Origin of the sequence: Marinobacter sp. ST-43, from assembly GCF_030541085.1 — a bacterium.
GTDB classification, from domain to species: domain Bacteria; phylum Pseudomonadota; class Gammaproteobacteria; order Pseudomonadales; family Oleiphilaceae; genus Marinobacter; species Marinobacter nauticus.
Window position 1 is genome coordinate 159,103 of the sequence record NZ_JASSVO010000006.1, and the last position, 19,425, is coordinate 178,527.

Below are 19,425 nucleotides of genomic sequence, written 5' to 3' on the forward strand. Positions count from 1 at the left end.
TGTGCTGTCACGTGTAGCGGAAAGACTGTACTGGATGGCCCGATACCTTGAACGGGCCGAGAACAGCGCCCGGATGATCATGGCTTTCAATTCCCTGGCGCTGGATATGCCGCGGGAAACCCAGCTGTCCTGGAAGAGCCTGGTAGCGGTTACCGGCATGGAAGCCCTGTTCGATCAGCACCATCAGAAAGCAGATGAGCGCAATTGTGTGAAGTTTCTGATGGCAGACAGCTACAACCCGAGTTCCATTGCTTCCTGCATCAAGGCCGCCCGGGAGAATGTGCGTACCACACGGGATCAGGTGCCGACCGACGCCTGGGAAGTCATCAATGAGCTTTATCGATACATCCAGGAGCACATGGATCAGGGGATAGGTAAACGGGCGAGATACGAATTCCTGAACGAAATCGTTGGCCGCTGCCAGATGCTCAACGGCCTGCTGGCTGGGTGTATGAGTCATGACGAGGGCTACGACTTCATCCGGGTCGGGCGCAACCTTGAGCGGGCAGACATGGCCACGCGACAGATTGAGGTGGGTGCCTTACAGTTCCTCGATGGCTGGGATGGCACCGAAACCTACGGCGGGCTCTTGTGGACCAGCGTTCTGCGCTACCAGAGTGCCTTCCAGATGTACCGTCACAACGTGCGACGCAAGGTCAGTGGGCCTCTGGTGATTCGCTTCCTGTTGCAGAACGAACCCTTCCCGCGCTCGGTGCTGCACAGTCTCAGCGAAGTGGCCGGTGCCCTCAGTCGCCTGCCCAGGAACGAAATTCCGCTGCGCACGGCACTGCAGGCAGTCCGTCATACCCGTGAAGGCGACGTGGATGCGTTAATCCGCAAGGAGGATGTGATCCTGTTTCTGGAGAACCTGCAGCTGGAGATCGGTGAGCTTCACGACGACATTGCAGAGACCTGGTTTCCTGTCTACGAGACAGTCTGAAACTCCCAACACTATTCCCGTGCGAGATAGGTTCCATGTCGATTCACGTTGCCCTGAGTCATACCACCCATTATCGCTACGAGCGCCCGATCACCCTGGGCCCTCAGATTGTTCGTTTGCGACCCTGTCCACATGCGCGAACCCGTATTCTCAGTTACTCGCTGAGGGTTGAGCCCGAAGGTTACTTCCTGAACTGGCAACAGGACCCGCAGGCCAACTATCTGGCCCGGCTGGTGTTTCCGGAAAAAACTGACGAGTTGAAGATCACGGTGGACCTGGTTGCCGAGATGGCCGTGATCAACCCGTTCGATTTCTTTCTGGAACCCCGGGCGGAGACCATTCCCTTCGACTATGAGGAATGGCAGACGGCGGAGCTGGCGCCTTACTTGCAGAAACTGCCGGAAACACCGGAATTCCGGAAGTGGATGGCCGCTATAGACCGCAAGGAAACCCCCAGTGTCGATTTTCTGGTGGGTGTGAATCAGCGTGTTGCTGATCGGATCGATTATCTGATCCGGATGGAGCCGGGTGTCCAGACGCCGGAAGAGACCCTGAAAAAAGGGTCTGGATCCTGTCGGGATTCGACCTGGTTGCTGGTTCAGACGCTTCGGCACCTCGGCCTGGCAGCGCGGTTCGTCTCCGGCTACCTGATTCAGCTCAAGGCGGACCAGAAAGCCCTGGACGGACCCTCGGGCACCGAGGAAGACTTCACCGATCTGCACGCCTGGTGCGAGGTCTTTCTGCCTGGCGCGGGTTGGGTGGGGCTGGACCCCACCTCCGGTCTGTTTGCCGGAGAAGGGCATATTCCCCTGGCCTGTAGCCCTGATCCGTCCTCTGCGGCTCCCATCACCGGCATGGTGGAGGAATGTGACGTAGAGTTCGAGCATCAGATGGGCGTCCAGCGCATCTGGGAGGCGCCGCGGGTGACCAAACCCTACACCGAGGAGCAGTGGCAACGCATTGTGGATCTGGGGCATGAGGTGGACGAACGCCTGACCGAGCTGGATGTGCGCTTGACCCAGGGCGGTGAACCCACCTTCGTGGCCAATCACGACCGTGATGAGCCGGAGTGGAACACCGAGGCCATGGGCCCCACCAAGCGGAAAAAGGCCATCGAGCTCTACCATCGGATGCGGGACCGGTATGGAGCCGGTGGGCTGGTGCACTTTGGCCAGGGCAAGTGGTACCCGGGCGAGCCGCTGCCACGGTGGTCCCTGAACTGTTTCTGGCGCAAGGATGGTGAACCAATCTGGCAGGATGAACGGTGGCTGGCGGACGAGCGTACTGAAGGTAAGGCAAGCCCGGAAGATGCTCACCGGTTTTTGGGGGCCCTGGCGAGGGAACTGGGTGTCGATGAAAAGCACCTGTTCCCTGGGTTCGAGGATGCCTTTTATTACCTGTGGCGGGAACGACGGCTGCCGGTCAACGTCGATCCCTTCGATGCCAGGCTCGACAATGCCCTGGAACGGAAGCAGCTTCAGCAAATTTTCAGCCGGGGGCTGGATAAGCCCGTCGGCTACGTGCTGCCACTGCGTGTTTCCGAAAAGGAGAAGGCCTGGGAGACCGGACCCTGGTTCCTGCGCAGCGAGCGCTGCTATCTGATTCCGGGCGGCTCACCCATGGGCCACCGACTGCCGCTGGACAGCCAGCCCTGGGTGGAAGAAGCGGATTACCCCTGGATACACGAGCAGGACCCGTTTGCCCCCCGTGGTCCGTTGCCCGCCAGTGAGCAGATCCGTCAATGGAACAGCCGAAGCCAGTCTGGCCAGCCGTCCTCTGAGCGGAAGCCGCCGGCAAAAGGCAAGTCGGCCCCCGAGATTGTCCGCACGGCCCTGTGTGTTGAGCCCCGGGAGGGCATCCTTCGCGTTTTCATGCCGCCGCTGGCGGAGCTGGAACCCTATCTTGTGCTGGTCTCTGCCATCGAGAAAACCGCCGCAGAGCTCAAACAACCGGTCTTGCTGGAAGGCTATGAGCCAGCTTCCGACCCACGGTTGAGTCATTTCCGGATTACGCCGGATCCGGGGGTGATCGAAGTGAATGTGCAGCCGGTCAAGACCTGGGACGAATTGGTAGAGCAGACCGAGACGCTCTATGCAGACGCCTACGAATGCCGGCTTACGTCTGAGAAGTTCATGATGGACGGCCGTCATACCGGTACCGGTGGCGGCAACCATTTTGTGCTGGGTTCGCAAAAGGCCGAGGACTCTCCGTTCCTGCGGCGCCCGGATCTGTTGCGCAGCCTGATCAGCTACTGGCACAACCATCCCAGTCTGTCCTACCTGTTCTCCGGCCTGTTCATTGGCCCCAGTTCCCAGGCCCCCAGGATTGACGAGGCCCGCAATGACCACGTGTTCGAAATGGAGCTGGCCTTCAAGGAGATGGAGCGGTTATGCCCGGTGGGCAAGAAAATCGCGCCCTGGATGGTGGACCGCTTGCTCCGGGACCTGCTCACCGATGTCACCGGCAACACCCACCGGGCCGAGTTCTGTATCGACAAGCTCTATTCCCCGGACGGTCCGGGCGGGCGTCACGGTTTGCTGGAGCTGCGTGCCTTCGAGATGCCGCCCCATGCCCGCATGAGCCTGACCCAGCAGCTGCTGTTGCGCGCGCTGGTGGCACGCTTCTGGGAGCAACCCTACAAGCCGCCAGGGCTGGTGCGCTGGGGCACCGAACTGCACGACCGGTTCCTGCTGCCTCACTATGTCTGGCAGGATTTCGAAGATGTGATCGACGATATGAAGGCCCGTGGTTACCCGCTGGAGAGCGAGTGGTTCGCGCCCCATTTCGAGTTCCGGTTCCCCCGGATCGGCGACTACAAGGTCAAGGGCATCACCCTTGAGCTGCGCTCGGCCCTGGAGCCCTGGCACGTCACTGGTGAGCACGGTGCAATCGGCGGCACTGCCCGTTATGTGGATTCCTCCCTGGAGCGTCTGCAGGTGAGGGTGCGCGGTGCTGCGCCGGATCGTTACCAGATCACCTGTAATCAGGTGCCTCTGCCACTTCAGCCTACCGGCATGGTGGGCGAGTCGGTCGCCGGGGTCCGTTACCGGGCCTGGCAGCCGTCGCAGTGCATGCACCCGACCATCGGGGTGGATGGGCCGCTGGTGTTTGATATCGTGGACACCTGGAACGAACGCAGTCTGGGCGGGTGTGAGTATCACGTGACCCATCCCGGTGGCCGGAATTTCGAGACGCTGCCGGTGAATTCGTTCGAGGCTGAAGGCCGCCGTATGGCGCGTTTCTTCCGGATGGGACACAGCTCAGGCCAGCAACCCCTGCGGCCGGTGCCGGAGCACCGGGAGTTCCCGTTCACCCTGGATTTGCGGTATCACAAATAACATGTGTGAACTTACCGTTTGATACTGGCTCAGGGGGCTGGAAAGCGGCTATGCTTCCAGCTCATTGACTAACGGAGCCCGAATTCACGGTGGCGAAGCAGCGCGCAGTAACGGACATCCTCCGCCAGTACCATCCGGTGCCGGATCGGTTTGATGAGCTTGGTTCCCTGGGTTCCGGGCCAAAGCCCCATTGGCGGCCGTTGTTGCAACAGTTGAACCTTGAGTCGGTCGCCGGTCTCAATCTCAGGGCTCAGGCGGTTTCCAGCGCGATTGCCGAAGACGGGGTAACCTACAACGTCTACGAAGATCCCCGTGGCGATACCCGGCCCTGGGAAGTCGATCTGCTGCCGCTGGTTCTGGGCGCGGATGAGTGGCAATGGCTCTCGAAAGCGGTCGCCCAGCGAGCTGAACTGCTGGACAGCGTTCTGGGCGATCTGTATGGCGATCAGGCGTTGCTCAAAGAGGGCTTGATGCCGCCGGCCCTGGTTTACGGTCAGGCTGGTTTTCAATGGCCCTGCCAGGGCATACAGCCGGTGAGTGGCCGCTTCCTTCACCTTTATGCGGTGGATCTGGCGCGGGCGCCGGATGGCGGCTGGTGGGTGATGGCGGACAGGACCCAGGCCCCTTCGGGGGCGGGTTACGCCCTGCAAAACCGGTTGGTCATCTCCCGGGCGTTCCCCGCGCCCTTCCACAACCTGCCAGTGACCAACCTGGCGGAATTCTTCCAGGGGTTCCAGAACAGTCTTGCGAGCATGTCTCCGGCGCGAAATGAGACCGCGTTGTGTGTGCTTCTGACACCGGGCCGTTTTAACGAAACCTATTTCGAACATGTATTTCTTGCCCGCTACCTCGGTTTACCTCTGGTGGAAGGTCAGGATCTCACCGTGCGCGATGACACGGTCTACCTGAAAACACTTCAGGGCCTGCGTCGTGTGCATGCCATCTATCGCCGGCTCGATGATGGCTTTTGTGATCCGCTGGAACTCCGTGCCGATTCCGTGTTGGGTATCCCCGGCTTGCTGGGTGCTGTGCGAGCCGGCAAAGTGCTGATGGCAAACGCCCTGGGTTCCGGCGTTCTTGAAAGTGCGGCGCTGTTCGGTTTTCTGCCGGAGATTTCAAAAAAACTGCTGGGTTCACCTCTGGCTATGCCATCCGTGGCCTCTTGGTGGTGTGGTGAAAAACCCGCGTTGGACTATGTCATTGAGCACCTCGATGAACTGGTCATCAAACCGGCATTTGCGAGTATGCGCATGGAGCCGGTGTTCGGTTATCAGATGAAGGGGGCAGAACGGACCGCACTCATCAAGAAGATGAGTGCCCACCCCCATGCTTTTGTCGGGCAGGAGTTGGTTCACCTTTCTCAGGCCCCGGTCTGGAAGGGTGATCAGAACCAGCCGCTGGCAACCCGGTCTATTGGCCTGCGCCTGTTCGCGGCGGCCACGCCCTCCGGCTGGCGGGTGATGCCCGGTGGATTGACCCGTGTCGCCATGGATGAGGGCGTGGAGGTCATCTCCATGCAGCGGGGCGGGTTGTCGAAGGATACCTGGGTACAGTCGCGTTACACTGCGCCATCCAAATCGCTGATCAAGAAACGGTTGCAGGTTTCCGACCTGCTGGATGGCGAGCGGGACACGCCGTCCCGTGTGGGCGAAAATCTGTTCTGGATGGGCCGACATTCTGAGCGGGCGGAAGGCACGGCTCGCTTGCTGAGGGCGGCGTTCAACCGGTTGTCGGGGCATGATCAGGCCAGTGAGGAGGCACTGCTTGGGCTCCAGCAGGCGGCCGAGCAGTTCGGTACCCTTCCTGAGCCGGAAAAAGATGCCGTACCCGAGCCCCTCCCCGAGGCTTTGCTGAGAGCAGTAAGTGACCAGGAATCCCCGGGGTCGATTGCGTCGATCATCCAGGCCTTGCTGTTCAATGCCAGCCAGGTCCGGGATCGGTTATCCACAGACAACTGGCACACACTCAACCGGGTCGGGAAACCTCTCAGTCCGGCGCCGGCGACGCCAGAACAATCAATCCGGGCGTTGAATCTGGTGTTGCTGGATTGCATATCGCTGGCTGGATTTGCCATGGATGACATTACGCGGGACGCCAGTTGGGTTTTTCTGGTGATCGGGCGGCGCCTGGAGCGGTTGGCCAATCTGTGCACCCTGATTTGTGTGCCGCTGTTCAGTGACCGTTTCAGTCGCAACGCCATGCTGGAGTGGCTGCTGGAAGTGGCAAACTCGGAAGTGACCTACCGGACCCGATATCGCCGGACACCAGAGCTTCTGGGGGTGCTTCACACCATTGTGATCGACGCGAGCAACCCCCATTCTGTGATGTTCCAGTTGCGCCAGTTGCAGAAGGATTTACCCGAAATGGGTCAGAAAACCGGACAGCTGTTTTCCCCGGATCTGAACGACTCCCTGCGTCGTTTACAAGGGTTGGATCTGCACCCGTTTGAGCGCAAGCATCCGGATCAGGCCTGCGGAGCTCTGGCAGAGCTCTTGTGTGATATCCGGTCAGAAGCCTATCGTGTATCGGATGAAATCCAACGGCAGTGTTTTATTCACACCCGGTATTCCGACCGGCCGGTGAAAGCGGATTAAGGCGCCTGTCATGACATTTGTCCGTTACCATGTGCGTCATGAGACCCTCTACCACTACGACCAGGTGGTGGGTGAGTCTCATCACCTGCTCAGGCTGACTCCGCGGGCGCTGCCCTGGCAGAGGAATCTTGAGCATCACCTGGCGATCTCACCGGATCCATCGGCACGTCGTTCCTTCCTGGACTGCTTTGGCAACCGGATTACCAAGATTCATTTCACTGGTGATCACGACTATCTGGAGATCATCAGCGAGTTCTGGGTGGAGCTGCGCGATCGACCGAAGCCGTCGGCAACTGCGGCAAAAGTACCCTGGGAAAGCGTGCGTGACAGCCTGCGGTATCGGGCGGACAGGACGTTTTCGCCGGAACATCTCGAAGCCACGGCGTTCCGGTTTGTGTCCACCAACGTACCCATCGATTCCCAGTACGCCGCTTATGCACGCGAGGCATTTTTCCCCGGACGCCCCCTGGTGGAAGCAGCGGATGCCCTGATGCGGATGATCCATCGCGACTTCCGCTTCGATGCGACGGCGACCGAAACCTTCACCCCTGTGGAGCAGGCGTTCAAGGCCCGTCGTGGGGTCTGCCAGGATTTCTCCCATATTATGATCGCCTGCCTGCGTTCGGTGGGACTGGCGGCCCGTTACATGAGTGGTTATATCCTGACTCACCCGCCCGAAGGAAAGGAGCGGCTGGTCGGTGCCGATGCCACCCATGCCTGGGTAGCGGTGTTCGTGCCGGATTTCGGTTGGCTGGAGTTGGACCCCACCAACGCGCTGAGGCCCGACCTGGAGCACATTACCCTCGGCTGGGGGCGAGACTTCTCCGATATAACGCCGATGCGGGGCGTGTTGCTGGGCGGTGGTGACCATGAACCGGAGATTGCCGTGACCGTTGTTCCGGAGGAGGAGTTTGCCTCGCTATACGGGGATGGAGAAACCTACCTGGAAGAACTCTCTCCCTGAGTTGAGGCCGTCATTGCCAGGGCTGGAACAAAAGCGTTTCTAGCCCTTTCTCGCCAGCCGCTCCAACGTCAACAACGTATCGGTGTAGCGAGCAAATCGTGCCAGATACTCCGGTGACAACGTCTGCATCTCAGCAATAGCCCGGCTTACCAACCGATGCGCGTTCATCGGTCCCGCTTCTTTCGGTGTGCTTTCAATGGCGTGTCGAATTCGCTCGGCAATAACGTGATGGCCCTGGTTCGCCTGGGCTCTGATCATGGCTTTCAGGGGGCGCGGGTTATTGGGTGCTGAGGCTGGATGGGCCTTTGGCGGGTCTTGTGGCGACTGCCCGAACACCCGTTGTTCCAGAACCGACTGTGGCGCTTCAACCGATGCCTCTGGGGTTTCATTCAGCTGGTTCAGCAACCCGGAAAGAGGCGAATTGCCGCCGACATCGGGTGTGGGCTCATCGCGCTGCCCGGCACTGTCCAGCCCAGCCTGATAGTCCGATATCGCCTGTTCCAGCTTCCGCCAGTGCGTCGTTCCCTTATGCAGCCCCTTTGCGCGCAGTCTCTGCTCGAAAGACTCCAGATAGCGGAACCGAACCGGGTCATTCTGATCGGCGCCGTTTTGCCTCAAGCTTTCCAGCAAGGAGGGGCCGGGGGCTTCGCTCATGGTCAATCACCTTCCCCGGTTTCAGTATCCTCAGCCGACGAAGGCGCCCGTGGCACGGTACTGATTTCCACCCGCCGGTTCTGGGCCCGGGATTCGGCATCGACGTTGGGTACGGCCGGGTGGTGAGGACCAAAGGCGGCAGCGAATACCCGGTCATTGGGCAAGCCCAGCTCTGTGAGGGTTCGGGTAACCGTCAGGGCCCGCTGGGCCGACAGGCCCCAGTTGTCCTGATAACGATTGCCCGGATGCATCGGCAAGTCGTCGGTGAATCCGCTCACCATCAGCAGTTCATCGTGCTGTTCCAGGTAGGCCTGTAACGGGCGAATCAGTGATTCCAGCACTTCTTCACCTTCGGCCTGCAACTGGTCTGAATTCAGCTCGAACAATACGTTCCCGCTGATGCCGATACGGCCATCGCGGAACGTCACCAGACCTTTGGTGAGCGGATCTTCGAGAGCTTGCTCCAGAGCCATCCGGCGCTGTTCTTCGGCTTCCCGCTTCTCAATCTCCTCGGCCAGGGATTGGCTGAGTTCCAGCTGAATGCCGATCACCCACACAAGAATCAGCGCCAGAATACCCACCAGCGCCGCCATCAGGTCCGAGAAAATAGCCCAGACCGGTGCCGATTGCTGTTCGCCGCCTTCCAGCTGTTCCATCACCCGGCCTCGCTGGATTCTGCCCGGCGCAGCGCCGCAGCGGCATCAATCACATCTTTCTGGGCACTGACGCTGAGATCAATCACTTCGCGGGCCTGGGCGACGTAGTAGGCCAGCTGCTCATCGTGTCGAGTGCCGGCCTTGTCCAGCGCTGCCTGGATATCCGCCAGGCCGGCGATGACCTGCTGGTTGGACTGGCTGAACAGCTCAATGGCCTGCATGAACGCATCGCTCAGGGCGCCGACTTCCTGGCTGCTGCCAGTAATGTCGTCGCCCAGTTTGCCCAGTTGCTGGCTCTGCTCCTGGATCAGGGTGTTGAAGCGTTCGCTGATGCCGGTCAGGGTTTCGCCGGCGCCGCTGATCAGGGTATCCACCGCCTCCCGCTGACTGTCAGCGGTGCTGCGCTGGTTCTCCAGCAGGGTGTCCAGTTCCTGAACCAGTCGCTGGCGTTCCTCCAGCAGCTCGTTTTCCCGCTCGCTGTTGCGGGCGATTTCCGACTGCAGCTGTCGGATCACCTCGGCGGCGGCCTTCGGTGTTTCCGAGGCGGTCTCAATCAGGCGGGTCATGGGCGCTTCCAGTGCAGTGCCCAGTTCACTCAGGTGGCGTGCTGCTGTGGCTTCCAGTTGTTCCATTCGCTCGTTTGCAGCCCGGGCTCGTTCGCTTTCCTGTTCCCGGAGTTGATCGAGCTGAGCGCCAACGGTGCTGACCAGTTCTGCCAGCCCGGCCTGTTGCTGCTCAATCAACCCGGTGCTGCTGGTCTGGAAATGGCTTTGGTATTGAGTCAGCGCCTCATTGAATGCTGCCAGCATGTCGTCACTTTGAGTCTGCTGGCGGGCCAGACCGGCCTGCCAGTGTTGCGACACCTCATCTCCGGCATTGTTCAGGCGTTCACAGCTCTGTACCAGTTGTTGCTGTTGTTCCTTGAGCCAGGTTTGGTGCTGGTCGTTGATGGCGCCAAGCCAGGTGTGGAGTTGTTCCTGCAACTGGCTTTGACTTTGTTCGTTCTGCTTTGAGAGGGTCGCCAACGTCTCCTGGTTCTGGGCCTGTTGTGCAATCAGATTCTGCTGCCAGCGTTCGCCCGCCTCCGTGGTAACTGCCTGAAACCCGGAGATCAATTCCGTGAGTTGTTCACGGGCATTATCTGCCCAGCTTTGTTGCAGGCCGTGAGCATCCTTCTGAAGTTGCTCCAGGGCCTGGACAACTATGGGCTCAATCCGCTCTGACGCCTGCTTTGCAGTGTTGTCTAATGCCGTTGTCAGGGAGTTGGCTACGGAGTCGGCCAGGGTCTGATAGTGGCGGCCGACCGTGCTGTGGAATTCCTGCTGGTTGTGAGTCAGGGACTGTTCCAGTTGCTGGCCAAGTTGCTCCATGCGCGCCGTCATGCGTTCCATGGCCGAGGCCATTTCGGGCAGGGCTTTGGCCTGGCTTTCCAGTGCCTGAAACGCCTGGTGGCGTTGATGATCTGTAGATAGATGATGCAGCTTGTCTCGCAGCGCACTATCCAGGGCGCGGGACGCCTGCAACCGGTCCCGGCGGCTCAGGGTAGAGGCCAGCCCCAGCATGGCGGAGGCGGCCACGCCGGCAATGGAGGTGCCGAAGGCGAGACTCAAACCGGCAATCGGAGCGGCCAGTGCGCTGCGAATAGCGCTCAGTTCGGTGCTGTTATCCAGGGCCGAGGCGGCGCCGCCAAGGGTCACAATCATGCCCGCAAAGGTGCCCAGCAGGCCCAGCATCACCAGCAGGCCGGTCAGGTAGGGTGTCAGTTGCGGGCCGGGTAATGCGGCGGCGTGGCCCTCAATTCGCCGTTGCACCGGGAACTGCATCGGGGCGGGCAGTGTGCCAAGCCAGTGGTTAACCTGCTCCTGGCTTTCAGGTAGCTGATGAACCTGTGCGCTCAGTTCGCGGGTTTGTCGGCGGAAATTCACCAGTTCGCCAAAGCCGAGGCAGTAAACGGCGCCAATCAGGCCGGTAAACGCCAGCGCCAGCAGGTCGGAACCGACAAATCCGGCACCAATCCAGGCTACCACGGCCAGGCCGATGGCAAACGCCAGGGTAAAGAACAGTTTACTCATGGGGTGTTGTTAACCTCTTTGTGGCAAGCCTCCAGCAAACCCAGAACCGGTTCCAGCCGAACATCCAGTTCAGCGAGTAACAAAGACTGCGCTTCCTCGCAGTAACGGTGGAACCAGTCGGCCGTTGTGGCCGGGGTAGGGCTTTGCTCCGGGGTGGTCGATCGGGGCTCGAATCGTTGTTCAAGTACCTTGGGAATATAGGAAAAACACTGTGCGGTATACCCGGCCATCGTTTGATCAAACACCGCGTCCAATTCGGCCAGGTGAGCCAGCTTCGGGCCCTGATCTTTCATCGATTTTCGAACCTTGTCCCGCAACTGACGGCTGTTGGCCGCCACCTTACGCTGTAATGTCAGCCAGGCATTGAGAGCGACATCAGGTTCGGGTTCACCATCAAACTCCAGATCTGAGCCAAATCCGCGAATACGCTGAACTAGCGCTCGGCGTATTGTCGCCAGCTCATCGGTTAACCGGTCTACCACGGCACCCTGAGGCGTGCCTGGCGGTTTCGCCCGATAACCAATGGCCGCATCCAGGGTCATGGTGTCACCCAGGCCGAACAGCCGGCTGAGTCGCTCACCAAAGCAGGGAAGTTGCTCAGGCGCAGCAAATGCCCCGGATCGGGACAGTTGATCTAGCAGTGCATTTCGGGGCCCTATTGGGGCACGGTTTTGCTGGGTCATTGGTTTACTGATTGACCGGGCCGTTTGGTAGAAAAGGACGCTATTCTACTGGCTAAGGCCGATGAAACATAATGACCGTAGGGAAAGTTGCTAATTCAGCCCGTAGCGGCGTTCGCGCTCAAACCGGAAAAAGCCCTCGTCCTCTTCCCGTTCGATGGTCGGAGCAGAAAACCCGAAATGTTCCTGTCGAAGATCCGTTAATGCGGCCTCCAGTTGATCGCCGTTCAGGCGGTTCTCCAGGGCGCGTCTTTCGGCCATATAAGCTTTGCCTTTCTGCCATTTTTCCTCCCGGCGCTGGTCTTCCTCGGCCAACTGGCGAACGGCCTCTTCGGAGTAGCCTATCTGGCGGCGCAGAGCGTTGATGGCTTGCTGGCGTTTGTCTGCAGGCAGGCTGGCGAGTTGCTGTTGAACGCTGTCCATGGAGAACAGGGCGTGGCCGGTCGCACCGGAACCCGCCAGTTGCCGGGCCAGATCGGCACCATAGAGTTCGTCTGCGGTGGTCTGTAGCTGGTGAGCCAGTTCGGTCAGTGGCATCTGGTTGGCCTGGTCCAGCCGCGCCAGAGTCTGCTGGAACTGGTCCGATTTGGCTTCCACCGGGTTCTGCTCCTCGGCCCAGATCTGGCTTGCCAGGGGGCCGAAAATCGCTTCGCGTTGCTGCCAGAGCTCGGCGTAGCGTTCCATGTCCGGCAACCCCTGTAAACGAAGCTCGTGATTGTCGAGCCACCGGTTGTACAGGTCCAGCTTGGCCAATAACGCGAAAATGCTGTCGGCCAGTTCTGGAAAGGCCGTGGTGATGGCGGACTGGAAAAGCTCGTCACCGGAATCCGGATAACGCGCCAACAGGTTTCGGCGTTCGTTATACAGACGTGCCTGGGTGGCCGGCTCGGTGATGGTGTCGCCGTACAGTTCCAGGTACTTAACGGCCAGTTCAACAACGCGTTGGTCGCCGCTTTGAGTTGGCTCGGTGGTGGGCGTCGCTGCTGCACGCGAGGGGGTGGAACTATTGGGTGCTTGCATAGCCGCCGGCTCTGATGACTCGGGCCAGTAATGAAAACCGCCCGCAATCACTAAGGCCAGGGCACCGAGCGCCAATACGGAATTGAGTGGTTTCATTGCAGCTGTCCTGCTATTGGTTTTGCCGAATGCAGTCCCGGCCGCCGGTCGGCCGGGACACCTGGGGCTCAGAGGAGCGGTTGCAGTTTCGGCCAGATCAGATCAGCGATCTTTTTCGAACCGCTATCCGCCGGGTGGATACCATCAAAGATGATGTCGCGGTCGTTGATAACCCAGCGCGGATCCACAAATGTGCAGTCCAGTACCGAGTTTTCACAGGCCCGGGCCAGTGTGGCATTGCCGTAGTCCACCGCCTCTTTCATGTCATCCAGCCGGAACAGGCCATTCTTGGTGTAGTAGTAGCCGGTAAGAATGCCCTTCTGAACGCCGGCTTCCGCCATCTCGTTCAGGAAATCCACGCCTTCCACATAGATATCATCGATGAAATCCCGGCATTGCTGGCTCAGGCGCCCGAAGCGCCACCAGGGCGTCTTGCAGTTGTTGGAGTTGAAGGCAATCGCCGGAATCAGAATATCGTTCCCGCCGGCATCACCGACAATGGTTTTGATATCCGGGTTGTCTGTGACGGCTTCCCGGAACTGATTGGGAATAGACGGGGCAATCAGCTCACCGGACAGCTCTGCACCGGAGACCGTGTAGCGCCGGAAAGTCTCGCCGGCTTTGGCTTCCAGCTGATTCTGGATTTCACCGGAGAGGGCAAAGATGGAATCGCCAACGAAAACGACCTGGTCGTTATCGGCGTCGGTCACCTTGTCGTTACTGAGCAGATAGCCGAGTTCGCTGCAGCCGGTAAACAGCAGTGCCGCGCCAAGTGCCATGGCTGGTTTGAGGGTTTTGCCCAGGAGATCGGGCAGGAACGAACGGTGTTCATTAATTGTCATTGTTTGAACTCCTTGTGTAAGGGATAGACGGTCCGTCTATGGGTACTGCCCTTTCAATATCGTCCATAGGCGCCGGTTTGCAGAATGGGAGAAGAGGCTTCGCAGTTGTCAGATCCGGCCATCAGTCGGTCATTGTGAACCGCCTCTCAGTGCTTGACCTGTCTCAAGTGGCGGTGAGCACTGGCTTGTATTTTTTCCATCAGCGTCAAATATAGGTAGTCAGAGAAACCTATTTGCTCAGATGCGAGGAGCGCCATGGACTTCAAAGACTATTACGCCGTCCTCGGTGTGAGTGAGTCTGCCACGCCCGAGGAAATCAAAAAGGCCTACCGTAAGCTGGCGCGGAAATACCACCCGGATGTCAGCAAAGAGGCCGATGCGAGCGACCGTTTTAAAGATGTGGGCGAAGCGTATGAAGTACTGAAGGACCCCGAGAAACGGGCCGAGTACGACCAGTTGCGCAAGTACGGTACCCGAGACGATGGTTCATTCCAGCCGCCACCGGGCTGGCAGAGTGCCTCCGGCTTTGGCGGCGGAGGATACACAGAGGCCGACGCTCGTCAGTTCAGTGATTTTTTTGAGGAAATCTTCGGCGGCGGCCGGCGTGGGGGCTTCGGTGGTGGCGGTTTTCGCCAGAGCATGAGAATGCGGGGTGAGGATGTGCATGCCCGGCTGGCCCTGTTTCTTGAAGAGGCCTTTAACGGTTGCGAGAAACAGGTGTCGTTTACGGTTCATGAACCTGATGACCAGGGCCGCCTGATACCACGTCAGAAAACCCTGAAAGTAAAGATCCCCGCGGGTATGCGGGAAGGTCAGCACATCCGGCTCAAAGGCCAGGGCGCGCCCGGCGTTGGTGGTGGTGAGTCTGGCGATCTGTTTATCGAAGTGGAACTGGCGCCACATCCACACTTCAGCATTGAGGGCCGGGATGTGCTGGTTACTGTGCCAATCTCCCCGTGGGAGGCCGCCCTGGGTGCGACGGTCACAGTACCAACGGTGAGCGGAAAGGTGAATGTGAAGGTACCGAAGGGGGCCACCAGCGGGCGCAAACTCCGGCTCAAGGGCAAAGGCTTCCCGGGTAAACATCCGGGCGACCAGATTGTGGTACTGCAAGTGGCCATGCCGGAACAGCACACGGCGGAAGCTGAAGCACTCTACGAGAAGCTGGCTGAGCTGGAGAAAGGCTTTAATCCGCGCAGCAAGCTGCACGTGTGAGGGAGGCGAACATGACGAGCAAAGACCGGATTCTGACGGTGGAAGTCACCGACACCGATGGCAGCACCTTCTCGCTTCGGGAAATCTGCGAACGCGGGGACTGCCATGCAGAGTTTGTGATCAAACTGGTGGATTATGGAGTCATCGCGCCACTGGACGAGGTGCCGGAAATGCGCCAGTGGCAATTCGACGTGGCCGCGCTGAGTCGCCTGCAGAAAGCGCTGCGCCTGCAGCGGGATCTCAAACTCAACCTGCCCGGGCTGGCGATCTCGCTGGAGCTGCTGGACGAAGTCCAGGACATGCGGCGGGAGGTGGACCGTCTGAACCAGCGCATTCGTCAACTGATGGGCGAGTAGCCGTATTACTGTCCCGGGGGCTGAACGCCTGTATCAGCGCCCGGACTTTTCCAGTGCCTGTATTTCGGCGTAGATTTTCTCCGCCTCCTCCATCAGCGTGCCGTGACTACGCAAATCGCCATTGCGCTGTGCATGCAGCGCCTTGGCGAGCTTTTCCTCATAGGCTTTCTGCAGTTTTTTCTTCGGGTCGCCCTTCAGAAATCCCAGCATGGCTGGCTTCTCCTCTTGTTCAGTGTTCCAGCATATACGCTGTCGGGCCGGCGAAGTTCACTCCAGAGCCTGGATTGCTGCCCACATAGGCCCGCCTTTTGCTATACATAAAGACAGAAACTCGGCAGGGAGCCGGCTGTCGGTGTGCAGGATGCTTTGCGCGCGAACACTAGCGGAGTCCCTATGTCCATACGCTTTTTCAAACACCTCGTAACCAGTCGTCTGTTGCGGCCGGTGTTCATTGTGCTTCTGGTCGCTGGCCTGATACAGGTCGTTGTCAGCCAATGGTTGATATCGAACCAGGTTGAGCGGCTGGTCGAAACCGCGGGCACCGCGCTGGAAGCCAGCAGCAATAATGTCAGCGCCTCGTTTGGTGAAACCCGGGAAGATGTCCGGGGCCGGCTTGAGCGCATGCGCCAGAAAACCACCGACGAACTCTCCGCGGAACTCACGCGCCAGCAGACCGAGCAGCAGGAGCGCGTGGCCGGTAATGTTCGTACAGCCGTTATGGCGGAAGCCCAGGGGCTCGCTGAGGTGCTGGCTGCCGTCGCTGCCCCTCTGATCTGGGATCGTGACATCCCCCGCCTGACCGATCTGGTGGAACTGGCCGATGCCAGAGAGTCTGTTCTGTTTGCGATTTACTACGATCAATACGGTGAACGTCTGACCCGCTATGTGGATCGCACGGACGATCGTGTTCGCACTCTTATGGAGCAGGGGGAAGGTCGTGGTGCTGCAAATCGGGTCCTGGATGCTGCCAGCCGGGATCCCGATGTGGTGATCATCAGCGCGGATATTGCGCCACAGGGTTCGGCCATTGGAGAGCTGAAACTTGGGTTGTCGCTTGAGGGCATCAATCGTGACCTGACTCAGCTCGAGGCGGAATTCGGAGCAACCATTGCGGGCAGTATTGATGCACTCAGGGAGACACTTGGCACCGAAACGGAGCAGGTGAACCAGCGGTTACAACAGCAGCTCGCAGCCATGGACACAGAAACCCGCACGAGCATGAATAACACCGTGCAGGCATTGAATGACGAAGCCGAGAGCCTGTCCACCAAGTTGTCGCTTCTGGCGGTGGTGTCGGTCGTAACCCTGGTTGTGCTTGTGGCTCTGGTGCTGGGCGGCGGCGTGCTGCCCAGGGTTTACCGCCTTAGCCAGGCGATCTGGGGGATTGCCGATGGCGAAGCCGATCTCACCCGGAGAGTCTCCCTTAAAGGCAATGACGAACTGACCGAAATGGGGCACGGGGTAAACCGGTTCATTGCTCGGATCCAGGAACTGGTCTCAGACGTCAAGGCCTCGGCAGAGTCCGCCGCCGGTCAAGCGGAGGCCCAGCGTGATATCAGCCGCCGCGCGGTGGCCGCAGTGAATCGTCAGGAGCAGGACGTCGCCCAGGTTTCCGGCACCATGGAGACCATGTCCCGGAGTATTTCTGAAGTCGCCGGCGATGTGCAGGAGATTGCCGGGGAAGTCCGGGACGTCAGCGCCGAAAGTGCGGCCACGGCGGAGATATCCCGTGAAGTGCGTGATCGTCTCGACAAGGTCGTGCGGAATGTTGAGCAGGCGGTTACGGCGGTTCATCAGCTGGATTCCCAGAGCAAAGAGATTGGCTCGGTATTGTCCGTGATCGGAGCCATTGCAGAGCAGACCAACCTGCTGGCACTGAACGCCGCCATCGAAGCCGCGCGCGCTGGCGAATCCGGCCGCGGGTTTGCGGTGGTGGCGGATGAAGTGCGTACCCTGGCCAGCCGAACCCAGGAGTCGACCACCGAGATTCAGGCCATCATCGAACGGTTGCAGCAGGGCAGTCGTCAGGCAGTCAGCACCATCGCTGAGGTATCCGGGCAGGTGGCGGAATCCTCAACCGAGTTTCACCGTGCCGATGAGCACTTGGACCGTATTAACCAACTGCTCGTCAGCCTTCAGGAAAGGGCCCTGGGGATCTCCCGGGTGGCGGAAGATCAGAGTGGCCACGCCAGCGAAGTCAGCGTTAGCGTCCGTGACATCGCAGATTCCTCCCGGGAAACCGTTGATTCCATAACGCGCTCGGACGAGGCCAGCGGCGAGATCGCACGAACCCTGTCGGCCCTGCAAACAAAGGCATCCCAGTTCCGGGTCTAGCGGGCCCGGACACGTCTACCAGAACGATTCACGAAATTGTCATCTTCCTGAACTGGACAAACTTAAAATTTGGGATTATTTTCCCATTTAAATAATTGGGAAAATAATCCCAAATAGTGTGGCGCTGAAAAAGGCGCCGGATTCTGTCAAATCAGTCGGGAGAAGGAAGATGAAGCGCAACGGACTTTCAAAAGCAATCAAGTTGGTTCTGGTCGGTACATTAGCCAGCGGTTTGGCCGCTTGTGGTGGCGGCGGCTCTGGCTCCTCCGGTTCAGTAGGTGAGAGTGGCAATGCCGAGGGCACCAGCGTTGGTGCGGTGACCGGTTTTGGTAGCGTGTATGTCAACGGAACCCGGTTTGCGACCGATGGCAGCGTTAGCAGTGACGACGGCATCGAACGTGAGGGCCAGCTTGAAAAAGGCATGGTGCTGAAAATCAAAGGTGACTGGGACGAGCGGGGCCAGGGCCAGGCCGACGCCGTGTTCTATGACGATACTCTGAGGGGACCACTGGTTGCGGCAACCTGGGATGCCACCGCCAGCACCGGACAGCTGGAGTTGCTGGGGCAGGTGGTTGTGCTTAACAACCAGACGGTATTCCGCGGAGCCACACCGGTTGAGCTTGCGGCCGCGCCTGCCAACTATCGGGTTCGGGTAAGTGGCTGGCGGCTGGATGACGGCAGTTTCCGGGCCAGCTTCGTGGGTGCGCGTCTGCTGGGCTCGGATTTTGACGATGTGAATGAAGCTGAACTTGAAGGCGTGGTCCAGAACCTGGATGCGCAGTTGCAGACCTTCACCATCAACGGTTTCACAGTGGATTACACCAGCGCAGTCGCGGATGACGACTTCAGTCTGGACCAACTGGAGAACGGGCTTGCGGTTGAGGTGGAAGGTCAGCTCAACGCAGACGGCGATGTCCTGCTCGCCGAGGAAATTGATGATGAGGACGACCTGTTTGACGACAACGACGACGTTGAAATTTCCGGTGATATCTACGATTTCGATGCGTCTGCCCGCACCTTCCGGATTAATGGCGTGCTGGTTCAACTGAATGCTGAGACTGAGTTTGACGACATCAGCGAGGGCAGCCTCCAGGATGGCGTGTTCGTGAAAGTCGAGGGTGATTTCCGCAACAACACTCTGCTGGCGGAAGAAGTGGAAGGCCGGGAAGGCGATGCGGAACTGGACGGCATCATCCAGCAGATCGATCTGGACAATGAGTTGCTGGTGGTCAGTGGCGTTCGCGTTCAACTCACCGCCAATACCCTGATCGACGACGATGACAGCGACAACGACCTGCGTAATCGGGTTGATGACATCAACGCATTCAGCGTTGGGGACTATGTCGAGGTGGAAGGTCGTCAGCGTACTGATCACCTTGAAGCCTTCACCATTGAGCGGGAAGACAGCGACGAAGATGATAACTTTGAGCTGGAGGCCAGAATCGATGCCATTTCTGATACGTCACTGACGGTGATGAATCTTGAAATCCTGCTGAATGGCTTCAGCGTTGCGGGCCTTCAGGTTGGTGATGAAGCCGAGGTTGAATACGACCAGACCATCGGCGGAGAGTATGTGTTGACCGCAAACCCCGAAAACTGAGGTCGAAGGACACAGGTTGCGGGGGATACCGCAACCTGTGTCTGGTTTTCCGGGGCAAGATGGG

Annotated in this window: 15 protein-coding genes; 8 read left to right on the forward strand and 7 right to left on the reverse strand. The window is 59.3% G+C overall.

All coding sequences use genetic code 11. The features are described from left to right. Position 1: 1 nt before the first annotated feature. From QPL98_RS10875 to QPL98_RS10890, 4 genes are all read left to right on the forward strand, one after another. On the forward strand, positions 2-940 hold the full coding sequence (locus QPL98_RS10875; protein ID WP_022992436.1) for an alpha-E domain-containing protein: 939 nt from the start codon (positions 2-4) through the stop codon (positions 938-940). A gap of 35 nt (positions 941-975) precedes the next feature. Beyond that, positions 976-4,278, forward strand: coding sequence for a DUF2126 domain-containing protein (locus QPL98_RS10880; protein WP_022989739.1), 3,303 nt, complete (start codon positions 976-978; stop codon positions 4,276-4,278). 89 nt (positions 4,279-4,367) lie between these two features. Next, on the forward strand, positions 4,368-6,872 hold the full coding sequence (locus QPL98_RS10885) for a circularly permuted type 2 ATP-grasp protein (protein WP_022992435.1): 2,505 nt from the start codon (positions 4,368-4,370) through the stop codon (positions 6,870-6,872). Positions 6,873-6,882: 10 nt separating this feature from the next. Next, complete coding sequence (locus QPL98_RS10890) at positions 6,883-7,836, forward strand: transglutaminase family protein (RefSeq protein ID WP_014422409.1); 954 nt, start codon at positions 6,883-6,885, stop codon at positions 7,834-7,836. A gap of 39 nt (positions 7,837-7,875) precedes the next feature. Here the strand turns inward: QPL98_RS10890 and QPL98_RS10895 are convergent, their stop codons facing one another. From QPL98_RS10895 to QPL98_RS10920, 6 genes are all read right to left on the reverse strand, one after another. Beyond that, positions 7,876-8,490 carry a DUF2894 domain-containing protein gene (locus QPL98_RS10895; RefSeq protein ID WP_022989741.1) on the reverse strand — a complete coding sequence of 205 codons (615 nt, stop codon included), beginning with the start codon at positions 8,488-8,490 and terminating at the stop codon, positions 7,876-7,878. 2 nt (positions 8,491-8,492) lie between these two features. Continuing rightward, positions 8,493-9,146, reverse strand: coding sequence for an OmpA family protein (locus QPL98_RS10900; protein WP_011786471.1), 654 nt, complete (start codon positions 9,144-9,146; stop codon positions 8,493-8,495). Further along, entirely contained in the window at positions 9,146-11,218 is a 2,073-nt protein-coding gene (locus QPL98_RS10905; RefSeq protein ID WP_303293235.1) for a DUF802 domain-containing protein, read from the reverse strand. Before QPL98_RS10905 ends, QPL98_RS10900 begins: the two co-directional genes overlap by 1 nt. Then, positions 11,215-11,901, reverse strand: coding sequence for a DUF3348 family protein (locus QPL98_RS10910; protein ID WP_303293236.1), 687 nt, complete (start codon positions 11,899-11,901; stop codon positions 11,215-11,217). The genes QPL98_RS10905 and QPL98_RS10910 overlap by 4 nt, the downstream gene beginning before the upstream one ends. A 90-nt stretch (positions 11,902-11,991) precedes the next feature. Then, entirely contained in the window at positions 11,992-13,014 is a 1,023-nt protein-coding gene (locus QPL98_RS10915) for a hypothetical protein (RefSeq protein ID WP_303293237.1), read from the reverse strand. A gap of 68 nt (positions 13,015-13,082) precedes the next feature. Continuing rightward, positions 13,083-13,856, reverse strand: a complete 774-nt coding sequence (locus QPL98_RS10920) for an SGNH/GDSL hydrolase family protein (RefSeq protein WP_022992430.1) — start codon at positions 13,854-13,856, stop codon at positions 13,083-13,085. Between the two features lie 255 nt (positions 13,857-14,111). Here QPL98_RS10920 and QPL98_RS10925 point away from each other — a divergent pair, with 255 nt between their 5' ends. Both QPL98_RS10925 and QPL98_RS10930 read left to right on the forward strand, forming a co-directional pair. Beyond that, entirely contained in the window at positions 14,112-15,071 is a 960-nt protein-coding gene (locus QPL98_RS10925; protein WP_011786465.1) for a DnaJ C-terminal domain-containing protein, read from the forward strand. Positions 15,072-15,082: 11 nt separating this feature from the next. Beyond that, the gene (locus QPL98_RS10930; protein ID WP_153740697.1) at positions 15,083-15,427 is read left to right on the forward strand and encodes a chaperone modulator CbpM; all 345 of its coding nucleotides are present in this window, start codon (positions 15,083-15,085) and stop codon (positions 15,425-15,427) included. A 33-nt stretch (positions 15,428-15,460) separates the two neighbouring features. Here QPL98_RS10930 and QPL98_RS10935 read toward each other — a convergent pair whose 3' ends face one another. Continuing rightward, complete coding sequence (locus QPL98_RS10935; protein ID WP_011786463.1) at positions 15,461-15,637, reverse strand: DUF6435 family protein; 177 nt, start codon at positions 15,635-15,637, stop codon at positions 15,461-15,463. 183 nt (positions 15,638-15,820) lie between these two features. On the opposite strand from QPL98_RS10935, the gene QPL98_RS10940 reads away from it, so the two are divergent. Together QPL98_RS10940 and QPL98_RS10945 are read left to right on the forward strand one after the other, a co-directional pair. Next, the gene (locus tag QPL98_RS10940) at positions 15,821-17,761 is read left to right on the forward strand and encodes a methyl-accepting chemotaxis protein (protein ID WP_303293238.1); all 1,941 of its coding nucleotides are present in this window, start codon (positions 15,821-15,823) and stop codon (positions 17,759-17,761) included. A 169-nt stretch (positions 17,762-17,930) separates the two neighbouring features. Beyond that, positions 17,931-19,361, forward strand: a complete 1,431-nt coding sequence (locus QPL98_RS10945; protein WP_303293239.1) for a DUF5666 domain-containing protein — start codon at positions 17,931-17,933, stop codon at positions 19,359-19,361. Positions 19,362-19,425 lie beyond the last annotated feature (64 nt).